Origin of the sequence: Nocardiopsis valliformis DSM 45023, assembly GCF_000340985.1 — a bacterium.
Classification (GTDB): Bacteria; Actinomycetota; Actinomycetes; order Streptosporangiales; family Streptosporangiaceae; genus Nocardiopsis; species Nocardiopsis exhalans.
Genome location: NZ_ANAZ01000015.1, coordinates 1 through 13,808 on the forward strand (window position 1 = coordinate 1; position 13,808 = coordinate 13,808).

A 13,808-nucleotide genomic window follows, 5' to 3' on the forward strand; every position below is an offset into this window, starting at 1 on the left:
AACTCGGAGTTGACAGCCCAGCCCGTTCCTTAACTACGCGGCCTTGGTCACTGCCTACTGTCGCCGCATGGTTGAACACTTCTCCACACAGAGGGCTCCGGCCCCGGCCTGCTGCTCGCGCACGGCGGCGGTGGCGGGGCCGAGGCCAACTTCGGTCCGCTCACGGACGATCTGACCTCGACACACACGGTGGTCGCCCCGGATCTTCCCGGTTCGGGCGCCACCCCGCGCAGCACGGTCCCGCTGGATCTGGACTCGGTGGCGTGGCTGGCGGGCTTCATCCCCGAGGGCACCCCGAACAGGTGGACCTGGTGATCGCCGCGGACACCACCGGAGAACTGGCCGACATCTCCGTGCCCACCCTGGTGGTGGCCGCGACCCTGGACCGGCTGGCCTCCCTCGAGCTCTCACGCGAACTGGCCGCGGGCATCCCGGGCGCCGAACTGGTGGAGGTGGAGTCCGGCCATCTGGTCTCCGCCGAGGCGCCGGAGGCCTGGCGGGCCGCGGTCCGGGACTTCCTGGACCGGCACCGTTCCTGACCGCTGCCGGGGAGTGACAACTGATGCCGCTCCCCGGCGCTGCGCCCACCCCGAACGGTCTTGGTTCGCTGCTCCCCCGCGTTCTTCTCCTATGCGTCCGAGTGCGCGCACCGGGTGCGCGCTCCAAGGCAGGGTGGCGGGGTCCCTCACCCCGGGGATGCCGGTTCGCCCTGGACGGTCCAAGACCTGATGACGTCGATCAGCAGCAGAGCGGTACCGCTGCGGGGGTGCGGTAGGCCGGCGCCGCAGCCACAACCTAGCGTGCGAGGCCCCCTCGGGGAGGCGTGGTAGCGCGGCTCATGACAGGTGCAGCTTCTCCACGACACGCACGACCTGCTCCCGCTGGGAAGCGGACAGCCCCAGAAGCGGGCGGGGCAGGCAGGACGGGGAGACCAACCCCAGGTGTTCGGCGATGGCCGCCGTCACCCGGAGGCTTCCGTGGGCGGCGAACAACTCCCACAACGGCCGCAGGCGCTCGGAGCGGGCCAGGGCACCCCCGGGGTCGCCCTGGCGTGCGGCGCGCACGATCGGCAGCACCGCCTCGGGCAGGGTGCCGCCCACGACGGAGAACCATGCCTGGCAGCCGGCGTTCAGACCGGTGGCTGCGGTGCCGTCCCCGGACACACCGATGCTCACGTGGTCGGGCACGACCGCGCGGATCGCCTCGACCCGCTCGCGTGCCGCGTTCGCCTCGAGCGGGACCGGGGGGATCTTGATCGCGGCCACGTTGGGCAGGACGGCGATACGCGCGTACAGCTCGGTGGAGAAGGTGAAGCGCGTGGTGACCGGGTTGTCGTAGACCACCAACGGTACCGACAGCCTCGCGGTGACGTCCGCGTAGAGCTCGAACACGTCCTCGTCGGTGAGCGGCTGGTAGCTCATGGGGGCCAACAACACTGCCGAGGCTCCGGCTTGTTGGGCGTCCTCGGCCAAGGCGTGCACGTGGGAGGTGCGCAGCGCGCCGATACCGACCACCACCGGCACCCCGCCCGCCGAACGCACGCTGGCCCGGGCGACCTGGCGGCGCTCGTCGCGGTCGAGGTAGGCGTAGGAGCCGGTCGAGCCCAGCGCGCCGATCGAGTCGACACCGGCCTCGACCAGGCGGGTGATGAGCCGGGCGTGCGCGGCTTCGTCGAAGCGGTCCTCGTTGAAGGGGGTCAGGGGGAAAGCGCTCAGTCCAGTGAACACGGGGTTCTCCTAGTTGATCGAGGCAAGGGTGGCGGACAGGCGTACGGCGAAAGCTTCGGTGTGTTCGGGGGCCAGGGTGGCGGTGGTGACGCGGATGGCCGGTCGCTGGGTCAGGGTGAACAGTGATCCGGGGCGCACGGCCCACCCGTGCTCGGCGAGCTCCTCCACCACGGCAGCCTCCGCGTCCTCGGCCAGCGGAAGCCACACGTTGAGGCCGTCGGGACCGGCCAGCCAGGGCACGCCGTGAGCGTCCAGCGCATCGGTCAGCATCCGGCGGCGACGTGAGTAGACCTGGGCGGCGTGTTCCAGACGTTCCGGTGTGGCGGGGTCGGTGAGAACCCTGGCGACCAGGTGCTGCAACAGGTGGCTGACCCACGTGGCCGCCGCCAGGCGGGCCTGCAACCGGGCCGCGGTGTCGGCATCGCACACGGTCAGGCCCAGGCGCAGGTCCGGTCCCAGGAACTTGGACACCGAACGCACCAGCGCCCACCGTGTGGATTCGGGCGGGGTGATGCGCCGGTAGGGAGTGCGGGCCAACGCCGAGAAGTGGTCGTCCTCGATCACCAGCACGTGCGGGTGCTCGGCCAACAGGGCACGCAACTCCCGGGCGCGCTGCCCGGTCAGGCTCGCACCGGTCGGGTTGTGTGCCCGAGGCGTGCACACCACCGCCCGCGCTCCGGCTTCCAGGGCCGCCCGCAGCCCCTCGGTGCTCATGCCGTGTTCGTCCATCGGCACTGGCAGAGCACGGTAGCCGTTGAGGCGGAACGTGCCGATGCTCGACAGGAAGCACGGGTCCTCGACCGCGACGGCGTCCCCGCGGGTCAGGTGGGCGCTCAGCAGACGCTCCACAGCGTCCACGGCCCCGTGGGTCAGCACGAGGGTTCCCGAGTCCCCGGTGTCGGGGAGCATGTGCCGCCGAGCCCAGTGGTTCAGCGACTCGTCGATACCGGGAGCACCGTACAGGACGGTCTCGTAGCCTTGAAGGTCGGGCAGCGGCGGTAGGAGTGCCGGGTCGGGGTTGCCGTCGGCGAGGTTGACCGTGTTCTTGGGCGCTGACGCGCCTTCGCTGGGGACGGGCACGATGCCGCGTACCACCGTGCCCCCGCGGCGGCGGGTCTCGACCACACCTGCGGCTGACAGCGCCGCGTAGGCGGCTGCGATGGTGTTGCGGTTGACCCCCTGCCGGGCCGCGAGCCCACGGACCGAAGGCAGGACCTCACCCGGGCGCAGCTCCCCCTGTGCGATCAGGGCACGTACCGAGTCGGCGATCGCGGCGGCGGTGTCTCCGGTGATGGAAGGTTCTTCGGGCATGCACGCACCATACACAAATATGTCCTAGGACAAAAAACGAAGGTGTCTGGTCGGGTGCGGTCAGACCCGGCATCTCCGACCCGGGCGCGAATCCCGATCCGGAGATGTCCGCCGCACCGGTGAAGATCCCGATCGATCCCTGGGTGCTCCCTGCGGCTCCGGGCCCCGTTGAGCCGAAGGGGACGCCGGAGGCATGGGGCAGAGTGGCCACTTCCGCGCAACCAGCTCCAAGGCACCGGGGGCCGGGAGAAGGGCTGCGGGGCGGGTGTTTGCGGGCGGAAACGGGTAACGGGCAAGCGTGGGTCGCCTCGCCGCAAACCACACCCTCCTCACCCCCTGGGAGCCTTCGTGAAACTGTACGCCGACGCCCCCGTCCGCGCCTGTCTTCAGCTCGTATCCGATCTCTTCGCGCTCGTCTGGGTGTTCGTGTGGATCTCCGCGGCCCTGTCCCTACGCGAGGTCCTCCTGTCCCTGAACCGGCCCGGGGAGCTCATGACCAGCACCGGTGACGGGTTCACCGAGCACATGAACTCCGCGGCTGAGAACGTCCGACAGGTGCCCCTGGCCGGGGACGCCCTGGCCACCCCCTTCGCCGGCCTCAGTGAGAACGGAGAATCCCTCAGCGCGGCGGGTGACTCCTTCCAGGAGAGCGTGTCCTCGCTCGCCCTCACCCTTCCTCTACTGGTGGCGGTCCTGCCGCTGCTCCTGCTGGCCGCTACCTGGCTGCCCGTGCGTGCGCGGTGGATCAGTCGCGCGACCAGCACGAAGCAGCTCATCGGGCTCGCTCCCCAGGCGCGGACCCGACTGCTCGCGCTGCGCGCCCTGTCCCTCGCCTCCCCCACGCAACTCATGGCGGTGCACGAGGACCCCGCCGGGGCCTGGCAGGAGAACGACCCCGACACGGTGACGGAGCTGGCCGCGCTGGAACTGCGGCGGCTGGGTCTGCGCACGGAGCCGATCGCTGAGCAGAAGGCCTTGGAGCCCTCCTGACCACGGAGGGCTCGGAAATCGACCGGGTTCAGTCGACCCGGATGATCCCCCGCTGCAGCGCCGTGGTGATGGCCGCGGTGCGGTTGTCCACCCCGAGCTTGTCGAACACGTGCACGAGGTGGGTCTTCACCGTCGCCTCACTGATGAACAGCTCGCGGGAGATCGCCCGGTTGGACAGCCCTTGGGCCAGCAGTCCGAGGATCTCCAGTTCGCGCCCGCTCAGCGCGGGGCGAGGAGAGCGGAGTCGGTCCATGAGGCGGTTCGCGACGCCGGGGGCCAGCGCTGTCTGGCCGCGCGCCGCCGCGTGCACGGCCTCGCACAGCTGCTCCGGCGGTGCGTCCTTGAGCATGTAGCCGGTGGCCCCGGCCTCGACCGCCGCGAGGATGTCGGCGTCGGTGTCGTAGGTGGTGAGGACGAGGACGGGCGGCGGGGAGTCGAGCTCGGTGATGTGCCGGATCGCGGTGACCCCGTCCATGCCCGCGCCCATCCGCAGGTCCATGAGCACGATGTCGACCTCTGTCTCCCGCGTTCGGGTGCCGCCCGTGCCGACGGTACCGGTGAGCACGTCCAGTGCGGCCCGGCCGTCGGCCGCCTCCGCCACCACGTCCATGTCGGGGCGCTCGGCGAACATCGCCTTGAGTCCGTGGCGCACGACCGGGTGGTCGTCCACCAGCAGGATGCGCAGCCGCGGCTCCTGGGGGAGGTCGCGCCCGGCCACTGACGGAGCGGTCCGCGCACCCCCGAGATTGCTCTCCTGGTGACGGTCGGTCGGATCGGTCACGGGTTCTCCTCATGGGTCAGGGGAAGTCGGACAGCCACGGCGGTGCCCTCGCCCGGGGCGGACTCCACCTCCAGGTCCCCGCCCAGAGCGGTCACGCGCTCCCGGAGTGCGGCGATCCCGTAGCCGGTACCGTCCGCGCGGGTGCGCGGCGCCTCCGGATCGAAGCCCTCCCCGTCGTCGTACACGTCCAGGGTGACCTCCTGCCCCAGGTAGCCGAGGGTGACCACTGCGGTGCCGGCATGAGCGTGCGCGGTGACGTTGGCCAGACTGGCCTGGGCGGCACGCAACAACGCGACCTCATAGCCGGAGGGGAGTTCGGTGGGGGTGCCGTCGGTGCGGAACCGGCAGTCGATCCCGTCGGTGCGGCTGACCCGTTCGCAGAGGCGGATCAGCGCCTCGGGCAGGTTGGCGCCGGTCAGCGAGGGCGGGGCCAGGTCCCGAACGAACCTGCGCGCCTCGGCGAGGTTCGTGGAAGCGCTCTCTCGGGCCTCGGCGATGCGGGTGGCCGCCAGATCGGTGTCCTGAGGGAGAGCGCTCTCGGCCGCGCGGAGGAGCAGGACGATGCTGGACAGCCCCTGGGCGAGGGTGTCGTGGATCTCCCGGGACAGGCGTTCCCGTTCGTCGAGGACACCCGTGCGGCGCTGGGCGGCGGAGAGTTCGTCGCGAGTGCGGGTGAGGGTGTCGATGAGTTCCCGGCGCCGCTCGCTCTCCCGGTGCAGGGCCATGTACCCGGCGGCAATCGCCACCGCGAACACGGCCCCCAGCACCGGCCCCAGGACCATGCCGGCGGTGAGGTCCCCACCGTGCAGGGCCTGCCCGAGAACCACGGAGGCGGTGATGACCACGACCGCCACCACCGAGTGGAGCCCTCGCAGCAGGTGCAGGTGGAGGAAGTACAGGGGGAAGGCCAACCACACGAAGTCCGGCCCGGCCAAGGCCAGCAGCGCCCACAGGAGGGTGACCGTCGCGAGCCAGACGAGGGAGCGGGTTCGGTGGACGTCGTGCCGGACGACCAGAGCACCGGCGCAGTAGACCGCCCCGAGCAGCACGGCTCCGCAGACGACCGCCCCGTGTGTCCACTGGGGGTGGGCCGAGTCGGAGCCGAGGTGGGTGAGCAGATATCGGAGGGTGCCGACCCCGAGCAGGAACAGGAAGCAGGCGTGCAGGAGCAGACGCAGCACCCGGAGCACCGTCGTCACCCCGGGCAGTTCGGGAGCCCGCATTCTGCTGTACCGCATCAGTGCAGCGTACGACGGTGAGGAGGGGCGGGGCATCCATCGTTCGGTTGAGTCCGCGCTCCACCTGGACGCCCCGGGGAACGCTCCGTTCGCCCGATGCCGATGATCTTGGTCCGGACGAGGCTGGAAGCACAAACCCACCGAGTGTTTCCAGGAAGGAGGGCCACCGTGTTCGTCGCCCTTCGTGACATCCGCTTCGCCAAGGGGCGGTTCGCGCTGATGGGCTCTGTCGTCGCCCTCATCACCCTGCTGATCGTCCTGTTGTCCGGGCTGACCGCGGGTTTGGCGGACCAGTCCACCTCAGCGGTCCAGAACCTGCCCGCGGACCGCATCGCTTTCGGGACGTCCGGGGACGGCGCCCCGGAGGAGTCCTACGCGGACAGCACCGTCACCCGGGCCCAGCTCGACGTCTGGACCGGCGCCGAGGGGGTGGAGTGGGCCGAGCCGGTCGGCATCACCCAGAGCCGGGTCGAGTTGGAGGACGGCAACGGCACCGCCGCCGCGCTGTTCGGTGTGTCTTCGGACGGCCGCCTGGCGCCCGAAGGTCTGGTGCCCGAGGACGGTCTGGTGGTCAGCGAGGTGATCGCCGAGGACTTCGGGATCACTACCGGCGACACCGTGACCGTCGCCGGTACCGAGCTGACCGTCAGCGCCCTCGCCCCCACCGAGCACTACAGCCACACCCCCGCCGTGTGGGCCGACATCGAGGTCTGGCAGGGCATCGACCCCCGGGTGCGGCACGCGGAGGGGGACGACGCGCCGATCGCCAATGTGATCGCTTCGCGGATCGACTCCCAGGCGAGCCCGGAGGCCGTGACCGAGGCCGAGGACGGTGCCGTGGACGGGGAGGCCGACACGGTGTCAACCACCCTGTCCGGCAGCCTCCAGGCGATCGGTTCGTTCTCCTCCGAGAACAGTTCCCTGGTCACCATGCAGGGTTTCCTCTACGCGATCTCCGCGCTGGTCATCGGCGCGTTCTTGACCGTGTGGACGATCCAGCGCAGTGGTGACATCGCGATTCTCAAGGCTCTGGGCGGATCCACCCGCTACCTGCTGCGCGATGCCCTGGCCCAGGCCCTAATCGTGCTGCTCCTCGGCACCGCGGTAGGCGGCGCCGTGGGGGTGGGGTTGGGTGCCCTGGCTGCTTCGGTCCTGCCCTTCGCGCTGACCGCGGGCACCACACTCGGCCCGGTCGCCGCCATGGTCGTGCTGGGCATGCTCGGTGCTGTCCTGGCCGTCCGCCGTATCACCTCCGTTGACCCGCTGACCGCCCTGGGAGGCGTCCGATGAGCCTGGAACTGAGCAACGTGACCCTGACCTATCCCGACGGGGACGGGGTGGTCACCGCCCTGGACCGCGTGTCGGTGCGGGTGGCCCCCGGTGAGCTGGCCGCGGTGGTCGGCCCCTCCGGTTCGGGTAAGTCAAGCCTGCTGGCGGTGGCCGCGACCCTCATCCGGCCGGACTCCGGCCGGGTGACGGTCGGCGGGATCCAGACTCTGGGGCTGCGGCCCCGGGAGATGGCCGAACTACGCCTGACCGAGGTGGGGATCGTCTTCCAACAGCCGAACCTGATCAGCTCGCTGACCGCCGTGGAACAGCTGATGGTCACCGATCACATGCGTGCGCGTTCGCTGCGCGAGGCACGGACGTCGGCGAGGGAGACCCTGGCCGCGGTGGGGCTGTCCGGTAAGGAGCAGCGGCTCCCGCACCAGTTGTCCGGTGGTGAGCGCCAGCGGGTGAACATCGCCCGCGCGCTGTCGGGGCGCCCGAGCGTGCTGCTGGTGGACGAGCCGACCGCCGCGCTGGACCACGAACGGGGCGCTCGGATCATGGAACTGCTGGGTGAGGCGACCAGGACGTTCGACGTGGCGACCCTGCTGGTCACCCACGACACCGAGTACCTGGGCTCGGCAAAGCAGGTGCTGGAGATGCGCGACGGCCGACTGAGCGCCCTTACCGCGGACGGATTCCGGACCACCTGACAGAGGGACCGTTCGAAGGCCCGGCCCCGGAGGGGCTTCTACGCTGGGGGCCAGTCGATACCCCTGGAGGCGGTCCCATGTGCCGGTCCGAGCGGTCGGAGTCCGATGTCCCAGCCCCAGAAGAGAAGGACCGGGGCCAGGATCAGGAAGAGGGCGGAGGCCGGGAAGGGGAGAAGGCCCCGCGGGAACGGCAGGGTGCCCGGCTCCGGGGCGGGCAGAACCGTTCCGACCAGTCCTTCCCCGACGCTCCGGGGCCAGCCCCAGAGGAACGCTAGAGCCGGGCTCCGGAGCGACCGGCGGCTAGGGCACCTGGTACTCGGTGTCCCTGGCGTCGGTAATCGCCATGTGGCCGGGCGCGTGGCCGATGGCGAACTCGGGGGCGGAGGCTATCACCGCGGCCTGCGGGGTCACCCCGCAGGCCCAGAACACCGGTACCTCGCCCTTCCTGACCTCCACCGGGTCACCGTAGTCGGGCCGGTCCAGGTCCGCGATGCCCAGAGCAGCGGGATCTCCGACGTGCACCGGTGCCCCGTGCACCGCCGGGTAACGGGACGTAATCCGGACGGCGTCAGCGACCTGACCGGCCGGGATCGGACGCATGGACACCACGAGCGGCCCGGAGAAGCGTCCGGCCGATCGGCAGGGCCGATCGGTCTCGTACATGGCGGCGTTCGTGCCGGCCTCGATGTGGCGGACCGGCACCCCGGCCTCCAACAGCGGGGTCTCGAAGGTGAAGCTGCACCCGATGAGGAAGGACACGAGGTCGTCCCGCCACAGGTCGGTGACGTCGGCGCACTCCTCAACGAGCTTCCCGTCGCGGTACACCCGGTAGGCGGGCAGGTCCGTGCGCAGGTCCCCGTCGAACACCGAGGCCGACACCTCTCCCGGCTCGGTCACGTCCAGCACCGGGCAGGCCTTGGGATTGCGCTGGGCGAAGAGCAGGAAGTCGAAGGCGAGGTCCCGTGGCAGGGAGATCAGGTTGGCCTGCGCGTACCCGGGGCTGTACCCGGAGGTGGGTACGCGCAGGCCGCCGCGGAACAGGGCGCGGGCCTGGGCCGGAGAGAGTTCGGTGGGTTTCATCGGCTTCTCCTCACCACACCTGCTCGTACGGCATGCGCTCACAGAACGAACCGAATACGTGTTCCCGGGCGAGCCTGGGCGGCCTTGCACAGGTCAGCGGAGCACACCACCGCCACCACCGGGTAGCCGCCGGTCACCGGATGGTCGGCGAGGAACAGCACCGGTTCCCCGCCCGGGGGTACCTGGAGTGCCCCGGCGACCATGCCCTCGCTGGGCAGTTCGCCCTCGCGCGACCTCTCCAGGGTCGGCCCGGCCAGTCGGGCGCCCACCCGGTCGCTGCGGGAGGTCACCTCGTAGTCGCCGGACAGCAGCGCCGCGAGGGCCCGCTCGGTGAACCAGTCCTCACGCGGGCCGAGCTCGACCCGCAGTTTCACCCGGTCCCCGCCCACCGCCCGGACCGGGACGTGGTCCAGGTTCGGAAAGGTCGAGGGGGCCGGACCGACCGGGAGTACGTCCCCGGCCCGGGGGACGGCGGGCCCGAGACCGGCGAGCACGTCGGTACTGCGTGAGCCCAACACGGGAGGCACCGACACTCCCCCGCGTACAGCCAGGTAGGAGCGCAGACCGCGGGCAGGTGCGCCCAAGGCGAATTCGGCGCCGTCGGGCAGGTGCAGGACCTCGTTGACCGCAGCGCCGCGACCGTTCACCCGGACCGGCGCCTCGGCTCCGGTCACCGCGACCGTGACCGCCCCGTGCGCCCGAACCCTGAGCCCGCCGAGCGTGGTCTCCAGAGCGGCTGCGCCCGGGGGGTTGGCGAGGAGGCGGTTGGCGAGAGCGTAGGAGTCGAGGTCGGCCGCGCCGGAACGCCCCACACCCAGGGCGGCGTGGCCGAAGCGTCCCGCGTCCTGCACGGTGGTCATCGGGCCGGTCTCCAGGATCTCCAAAGCCGCGGCGGTCCGTCCGCCCTGCGTTGGAAAGGCCTGCCCCGTCGGCGAGAGCACGCTTTGTCGGCGCTTGGTCTGCGGGCTCACACGACCTCCTCGAAGCGCACGCGCACACCCGGCCGCAGCAAGCCCGGCGGATTCCGGTCCAGGTCCCAGGTCACCGCGTCGGTCCGGCCAAGCAACTGCCACCCTCCCGGGGAGCTGCGCGGGTACACGCCGGTGAACTCCCCGGCCAGGGCGACGGAACCCTTGGGGACACGGGTGCGGGCCTCGCCTCGGCGGGGAACGTGCAGGCGCGGGTCGTCGCCGACCAGGTAACCGAAGCCGGGGGCAAACCCGCAGAACGCGACCGTCCATGTGGCCGAGGTGTGGGCGCGCACGACCTCTCGCGGGCTGAGTCCGGTGAGTTCGGCGATGTCGTCGAGGTCCTCCCCGTCGTAGTGGACGGGGATGGTGACGGTCTCTCCGACACCCTGGCTGGCCTCGGCGGACAGTGGAATCCCGGTGACGGCCGCGGTGACCCCGGCCGGGTCGGTGCCGGGTTCCAGCCGCAGCAGGACGGTGCGGGCGGCGGGAACGACGTCGGCGACGCCGGGTAGCGGATCCGCTTCCAAAGCGGCACCCAGGGCGATGACCTGGGCGAGGTCGGCGACCTCCACCAGTACCCCGGTGTCTGCGCATTTCAGGACGCGCACGAACGGCTCCAAATCAGGACGGGCTCGGTCAGGAGGAGGTGGACGGAGCAGTGGTGAACGAAGCGGGGGCGGACGGGGCCGCGGCGAACGGGGCGATGGTCACACCCTGCGCGCGAAGCAGGTCGGCCACGGCGCGGGCGATGTCCACGGCTCCGGGGCTGTCACCGTGCACGCACAGGGAGTCGGCCTCGACGAGGATCTCGGTGCCGTCCACGGCCTCGATCGGTTCGCCCCGGGCGATGCGCAGGCAGCGGGCGGCGATGGCCTTGGGGTCGTGCAGGACTGAGCCGGGTTCGCGGCGTGAGACGAGGGTGCCCTGCGGGGTGTAGGCGCGGTCGGCGAAGGCCTCGCGGTAGGTGCGCAGGCCCGCTTTCTCTGCTTTCTCCAGGAAGCGCGAGCCGGGCAGGCCGAGGACGGGGAGGTCGGGGTCGAAGGCGCGAACGGCCTCGACGACCGCAGCGGCCTGGTCCTCGTGGTGGACGATCGCGTTGTACAGGGCTCCGTGCGGCTTGACGTAGCGGATGCGGTCCCCGGTCAGTGCGGTGAAGGCGGACAGGGCGCCGAGCTGGTAGAGCACTTCGTCGGTGAGTTCGGCGGGGGGCACGTCCACGAAGCGGCGGCCGAACCCGGCGAGGTCCCGATAGGCCACGTGCCCGCCGACGGCGACCCCGCGCGCGGCGGCCTCGGCGGTGGTGCGGCGCAGGACCGAGGGGTCGCCGGCGTGGAAGCCGCAGGCGACGTTGGCACTGGTCACGATGGAGAGCAGGGCCTGGTCGTCGCCGAGTTCCCAGCGGCCGAAGCTCTCACCGAGGTCGGAGTTGAGGTCGATACGCAACGTACTGCTCCTCTTTCCTGGTTCTCGTACCCGGTGGTGGCACCCGCACTCCGTTGTGCCGGTACCACCACTGTGCCGGGTGTTACGGGACTGTCCCGGCGGGTCTGCCGGGGCTACTGCCAGAGGGCGGCGATACCGCCGAGGGAGTTGACCGCCATGTAGGCGGTGAGCAGCCACGCCGCGACGCCGATGACGATCAGCCAGCGCGGGTAGCGGTAGCCGTCGAGCAAGGTGCGGGAGTGGCGTGCGGCCACCCACAGGAGCAGGCCCAGGCCGACCGGAAGGATCACACCGTTGAGGGCGCCCGCCATGACCAGCAGTGTGACGGGAGCCTGGCCGGAGATCAGGTAGATCGCCAGGGAGATCCCGATGAAGCCGGTGACCAGCTTGCCCTTGTGGCGTTCCAGCCACGGGGAGAACGTGGTGACGAAGGAGACGGAGGTGTAGGAGGCGCCGATCACGGAGCTGACCGCAGCCGCCCACATGATCATGCCGAACAGGCGCATGCCGACCTCTCCGGCGGCCTGGTAGAAGGCTTCGGCCGAAGGGTTGGGCGAGTCCATGATCGCGACGCCTCCCGAAACCACGCCGAGGATCGCGAGGAAGAGGAGAACCCGCATGATGCCGGTGACGATGATGCCGGTGACGGAGGTCTGGGTGATGGCGGCGATGTTCTCGCGGCCACCCCTGCCCTGCTCGATGAGGCGGTGGGCGCCCGCGTAGGTGATGTAGCCGCCGACCGTGCCTCCGATGATGGTGATGGTGGCGAGGAAGAGGTCGCTGCTGGCCGCCTCGGGCAGCACGGACTGGCGCAGGGCCTCGCCCACCGGCGGGTTCGACACGAAGGCCACGTAGGCGGTGAGAGCGATCATGAGCACGCCGAGGACCACGAGTATGCGGTCCAGGGCCACACCCAGGCTCTTGACGGCCAGGATGACGATCGCGACCACGGCCGAGAGGACCGCGCCGACACGCGGGTCGAGGCCGATCATGGCGTCGAGGCCCAGGCCCGTGCCGGCGATGTTGCCGATGTTGAAGACCAGGCCGCCGAAGACGATGAGGACGGCGAGCAGGTAACCGGCCCCGGGGAGCACCTTGTTGGCCAGGTCCTGGGCGCGCATGTTCGAGACGCCGATGACCCGCCAGATGTTCAGCTGCACAGCGATGTCGACCAGGATCGAAACCAGGATCGCGAAGGCGAACGCGGCTCCGAGCTGTGCGGTGAAGGTCGTGGTCTGGGTGATGAATCCGGGGCCGACGGCGCTGGTGGCCATCAGGAACATGGCGCCGAGGAGACCGCTGCTCAGAGCTACGCGGCCGAATCGGGGGCGTACCGGCGCGGGAGCGGGTGCGGGGGGCTTGTCGCCCATGGCTTTCTCCAGTGTGGGGAGATCGAACGGTCCTGGTGACCAACATCATCGTTGGATTGTTGAACAATACTTCAATCGCGCGGGCTTGGTAAGGGACAGGTCAGTAAAATCCCAGCGCCCCCCGGTACGTAACATTGGTGGGACCACCCCGCCTGGTGCGGGCACGCACGAAGCAGTCGAAGGGGCTCACGTGACGGCGACCGAGGACCACATCGACCGGCTGCCCGCGCCCGCCCTGGCGCGGCCCACCAGCCAGGCCGAACGCGTCGCCGACCTGCTGCGCACCTTCGTCATCGACGGTGCGCTGGCCCCCGGCGTGCGCCTGTCCGAGGAGAAGCTCAGCCGCAAGTACCAGGTCTCCCGGAACACGCTGCGTGAGGCCTTCCGGCTCCTGAGCCGTGAGCGCCTGCTCGTGCACCACATGCACCGGGGGGTGTTCGTCAACCGCCCCACCAGCGAAGACGTTCGCGATCTGTTCAATGCGCGCAGGTCCCTGGAACTTCCCGCCGTGCGCGGGGCGAGCGACGCCCCGGCGGAACTGGTGCGCGCCGTGGGCGCCGCCGTCGACGAGGGCGAGCGGGCCCGGGCCGAGGAGGACTGGTGGCGGATGGGCAGCGCGAACATGCGCTTCCACGAGGCGCTCGCCGCTCTGGCGCGGAGTGAGCGGATCAACGAGTTCATGAGGCAGGTGCTGGCCGAGACCCGGCTGGTGTTCCACGTGATGGCCGCGCCCCGTGAGTTCCACGACCCCTACCTCAAGTGGAACCGGCGCATCCACCTGGCGCTGGTCGAGGGGAATGCCGAGACCGCGGCCGCCGAACTCACCGAGTACCTGGACACCTCGGAGGACCAGCTGGTCACCGCGTTCATCGAGTTGGAGCGGGGTTCCCGCACCTGAGACCGGTCCGGGGCGCC

Annotated in this window: 15 protein-coding genes; 6 read left to right on the plus strand and 9 right to left on the minus strand. The window is 70.7% G+C overall.

All coding sequences use genetic code 11. From position 1 onward, the window contains the following. Nucleotides 1-189: 189 nt before the first annotated feature. Nucleotides 190-315, plus strand: a complete 126-nt coding sequence (locus D457_RS37530) for a hypothetical protein (protein ID WP_017581742.1) — start codon at nt 190-192, stop codon at nt 313-315. Further along, nucleotides 303-539, plus strand: coding sequence for an alpha/beta fold hydrolase (locus D457_RS37060; protein ID WP_017581743.1), 237 nt, complete (start codon nt 303-305; stop codon nt 537-539). The genes D457_RS37530 and D457_RS37060 overlap by 13 nt, the downstream gene beginning before the upstream one ends. Nucleotides 540-836: 297 nt before the next feature. On the opposite strand, the gene D457_RS0116325 is transcribed toward D457_RS37060, so the two are convergent. Both D457_RS0116325 and D457_RS0116330 read right to left on the minus strand, forming a co-directional pair. Further along, complete coding sequence (locus D457_RS0116325) at nt 837-1,727, minus strand: dihydrodipicolinate synthase family protein (protein WP_017581744.1); 891 nt, start codon at nt 1,725-1,727, stop codon at nt 837-839. 9 nt (nt 1,728-1,736) lie between these two features. Continuing rightward, nucleotides 1,737-3,038 carry an aminotransferase class I/II-fold pyridoxal phosphate-dependent enzyme gene (locus D457_RS0116330; RefSeq protein ID WP_017581745.1) on the minus strand — a complete coding sequence of 434 codons (1,302 nt, stop codon included), beginning with the start codon at nt 3,036-3,038 and terminating at the stop codon, nt 1,737-1,739. 348 nt (nt 3,039-3,386) lie between these two features. Here D457_RS0116330 and D457_RS0116335 point away from each other — a divergent pair, with 348 nt between their 5' ends. Further along, nucleotides 3,387-4,028, plus strand: coding sequence for a hypothetical protein (locus D457_RS0116335; protein ID WP_017581746.1), 642 nt, complete (start codon nt 3,387-3,389; stop codon nt 4,026-4,028). 28 nt (nt 4,029-4,056) lie between these two features. Here D457_RS0116335 and D457_RS0116340 read toward each other — a convergent pair whose 3' ends face one another. Both D457_RS0116340 and D457_RS0116345 read right to left on the minus strand, forming a co-directional pair. Then, nucleotides 4,057-4,809 (minus strand): response regulator, encoded by a 753-nt coding sequence (locus D457_RS0116340; RefSeq protein WP_017581747.1) that lies wholly within the window; start codon nt 4,807-4,809, stop codon nt 4,057-4,059. Further along, the gene (locus D457_RS0116345) at nt 4,806-6,047 is read right to left on the minus strand and encodes a sensor histidine kinase (protein ID WP_051072946.1); all 1,242 of its coding nucleotides are present in this window, start codon (nt 6,045-6,047) and stop codon (nt 4,806-4,808) included. Before D457_RS0116345 ends, D457_RS0116340 begins: the two co-directional genes overlap by 4 nt. Before the next feature lie 168 nt (nt 6,048-6,215). Between D457_RS0116345 and D457_RS0116350 the strand changes: the two genes are divergently transcribed. Beyond that, nucleotides 6,216-7,337, plus strand: a complete 1,122-nt coding sequence (locus tag D457_RS0116350) for an ABC transporter permease (protein WP_017581749.1) — start codon at nt 6,216-6,218, stop codon at nt 7,335-7,337. Next, nucleotides 7,334-8,029: an ABC transporter ATP-binding protein gene (locus D457_RS0116355; RefSeq protein WP_017581750.1), complete on the plus strand. Its 696-nt coding sequence runs from the start codon at nt 7,334-7,336 to the stop codon at nt 8,027-8,029. The genes D457_RS0116350 and D457_RS0116355 overlap by 4 nt, the downstream gene beginning before the upstream one ends. Before the next feature lie 300 nt (nt 8,030-8,329). Here the strand turns inward: D457_RS0116355 and D457_RS0116360 are convergent, their stop codons facing one another. From D457_RS0116360 to D457_RS0116380, 5 genes are all read right to left on the minus strand, one after another. After that, entirely contained in the window at nt 8,330-9,109 is a 780-nt protein-coding gene (locus D457_RS0116360) for a putative hydro-lyase (protein WP_017581751.1), read from the minus strand. 38 nt (nt 9,110-9,147) lie between these two features. Further along, nucleotides 9,148-10,050 (minus strand): 5-oxoprolinase subunit C family protein, encoded by a 903-nt coding sequence (locus tag D457_RS0116365; protein WP_051072947.1) that lies wholly within the window; start codon nt 10,048-10,050, stop codon nt 9,148-9,150. 26 nt (nt 10,051-10,076) lie between these two features. Further along, nucleotides 10,077-10,688 (minus strand): 5-oxoprolinase subunit B family protein, encoded by a 612-nt coding sequence (locus tag D457_RS0116370; protein ID WP_026116709.1) that lies wholly within the window; start codon nt 10,686-10,688, stop codon nt 10,077-10,079. Between the two features lie 28 nt (nt 10,689-10,716). Next, nucleotides 10,717-11,523 carry a LamB/YcsF family protein gene (locus D457_RS0116375; RefSeq protein ID WP_017581754.1) on the minus strand — a complete coding sequence of 269 codons (807 nt, stop codon included), beginning with the start codon at nt 11,521-11,523 and terminating at the stop codon, nt 10,717-10,719. 113 nt (nt 11,524-11,636) lie between these two features. Next, nucleotides 11,637-12,893: an NRAMP family divalent metal transporter gene (locus D457_RS0116380; RefSeq protein ID WP_017581755.1), complete on the minus strand. Its 1,257-nt coding sequence runs from the start codon at nt 12,891-12,893 to the stop codon at nt 11,637-11,639. Between the two features lie 190 nt (nt 12,894-13,083). Between D457_RS0116380 and D457_RS0116385 the strand changes: the two genes are divergently transcribed. After that, on the plus strand, nt 13,084-13,791 hold the full coding sequence (locus D457_RS0116385; RefSeq protein ID WP_017581756.1) for a GntR family transcriptional regulator: 708 nt from the start codon (nt 13,084-13,086) through the stop codon (nt 13,789-13,791). The last annotated feature ends 17 nt before the right edge of the window (nt 13,792-13,808 follow it).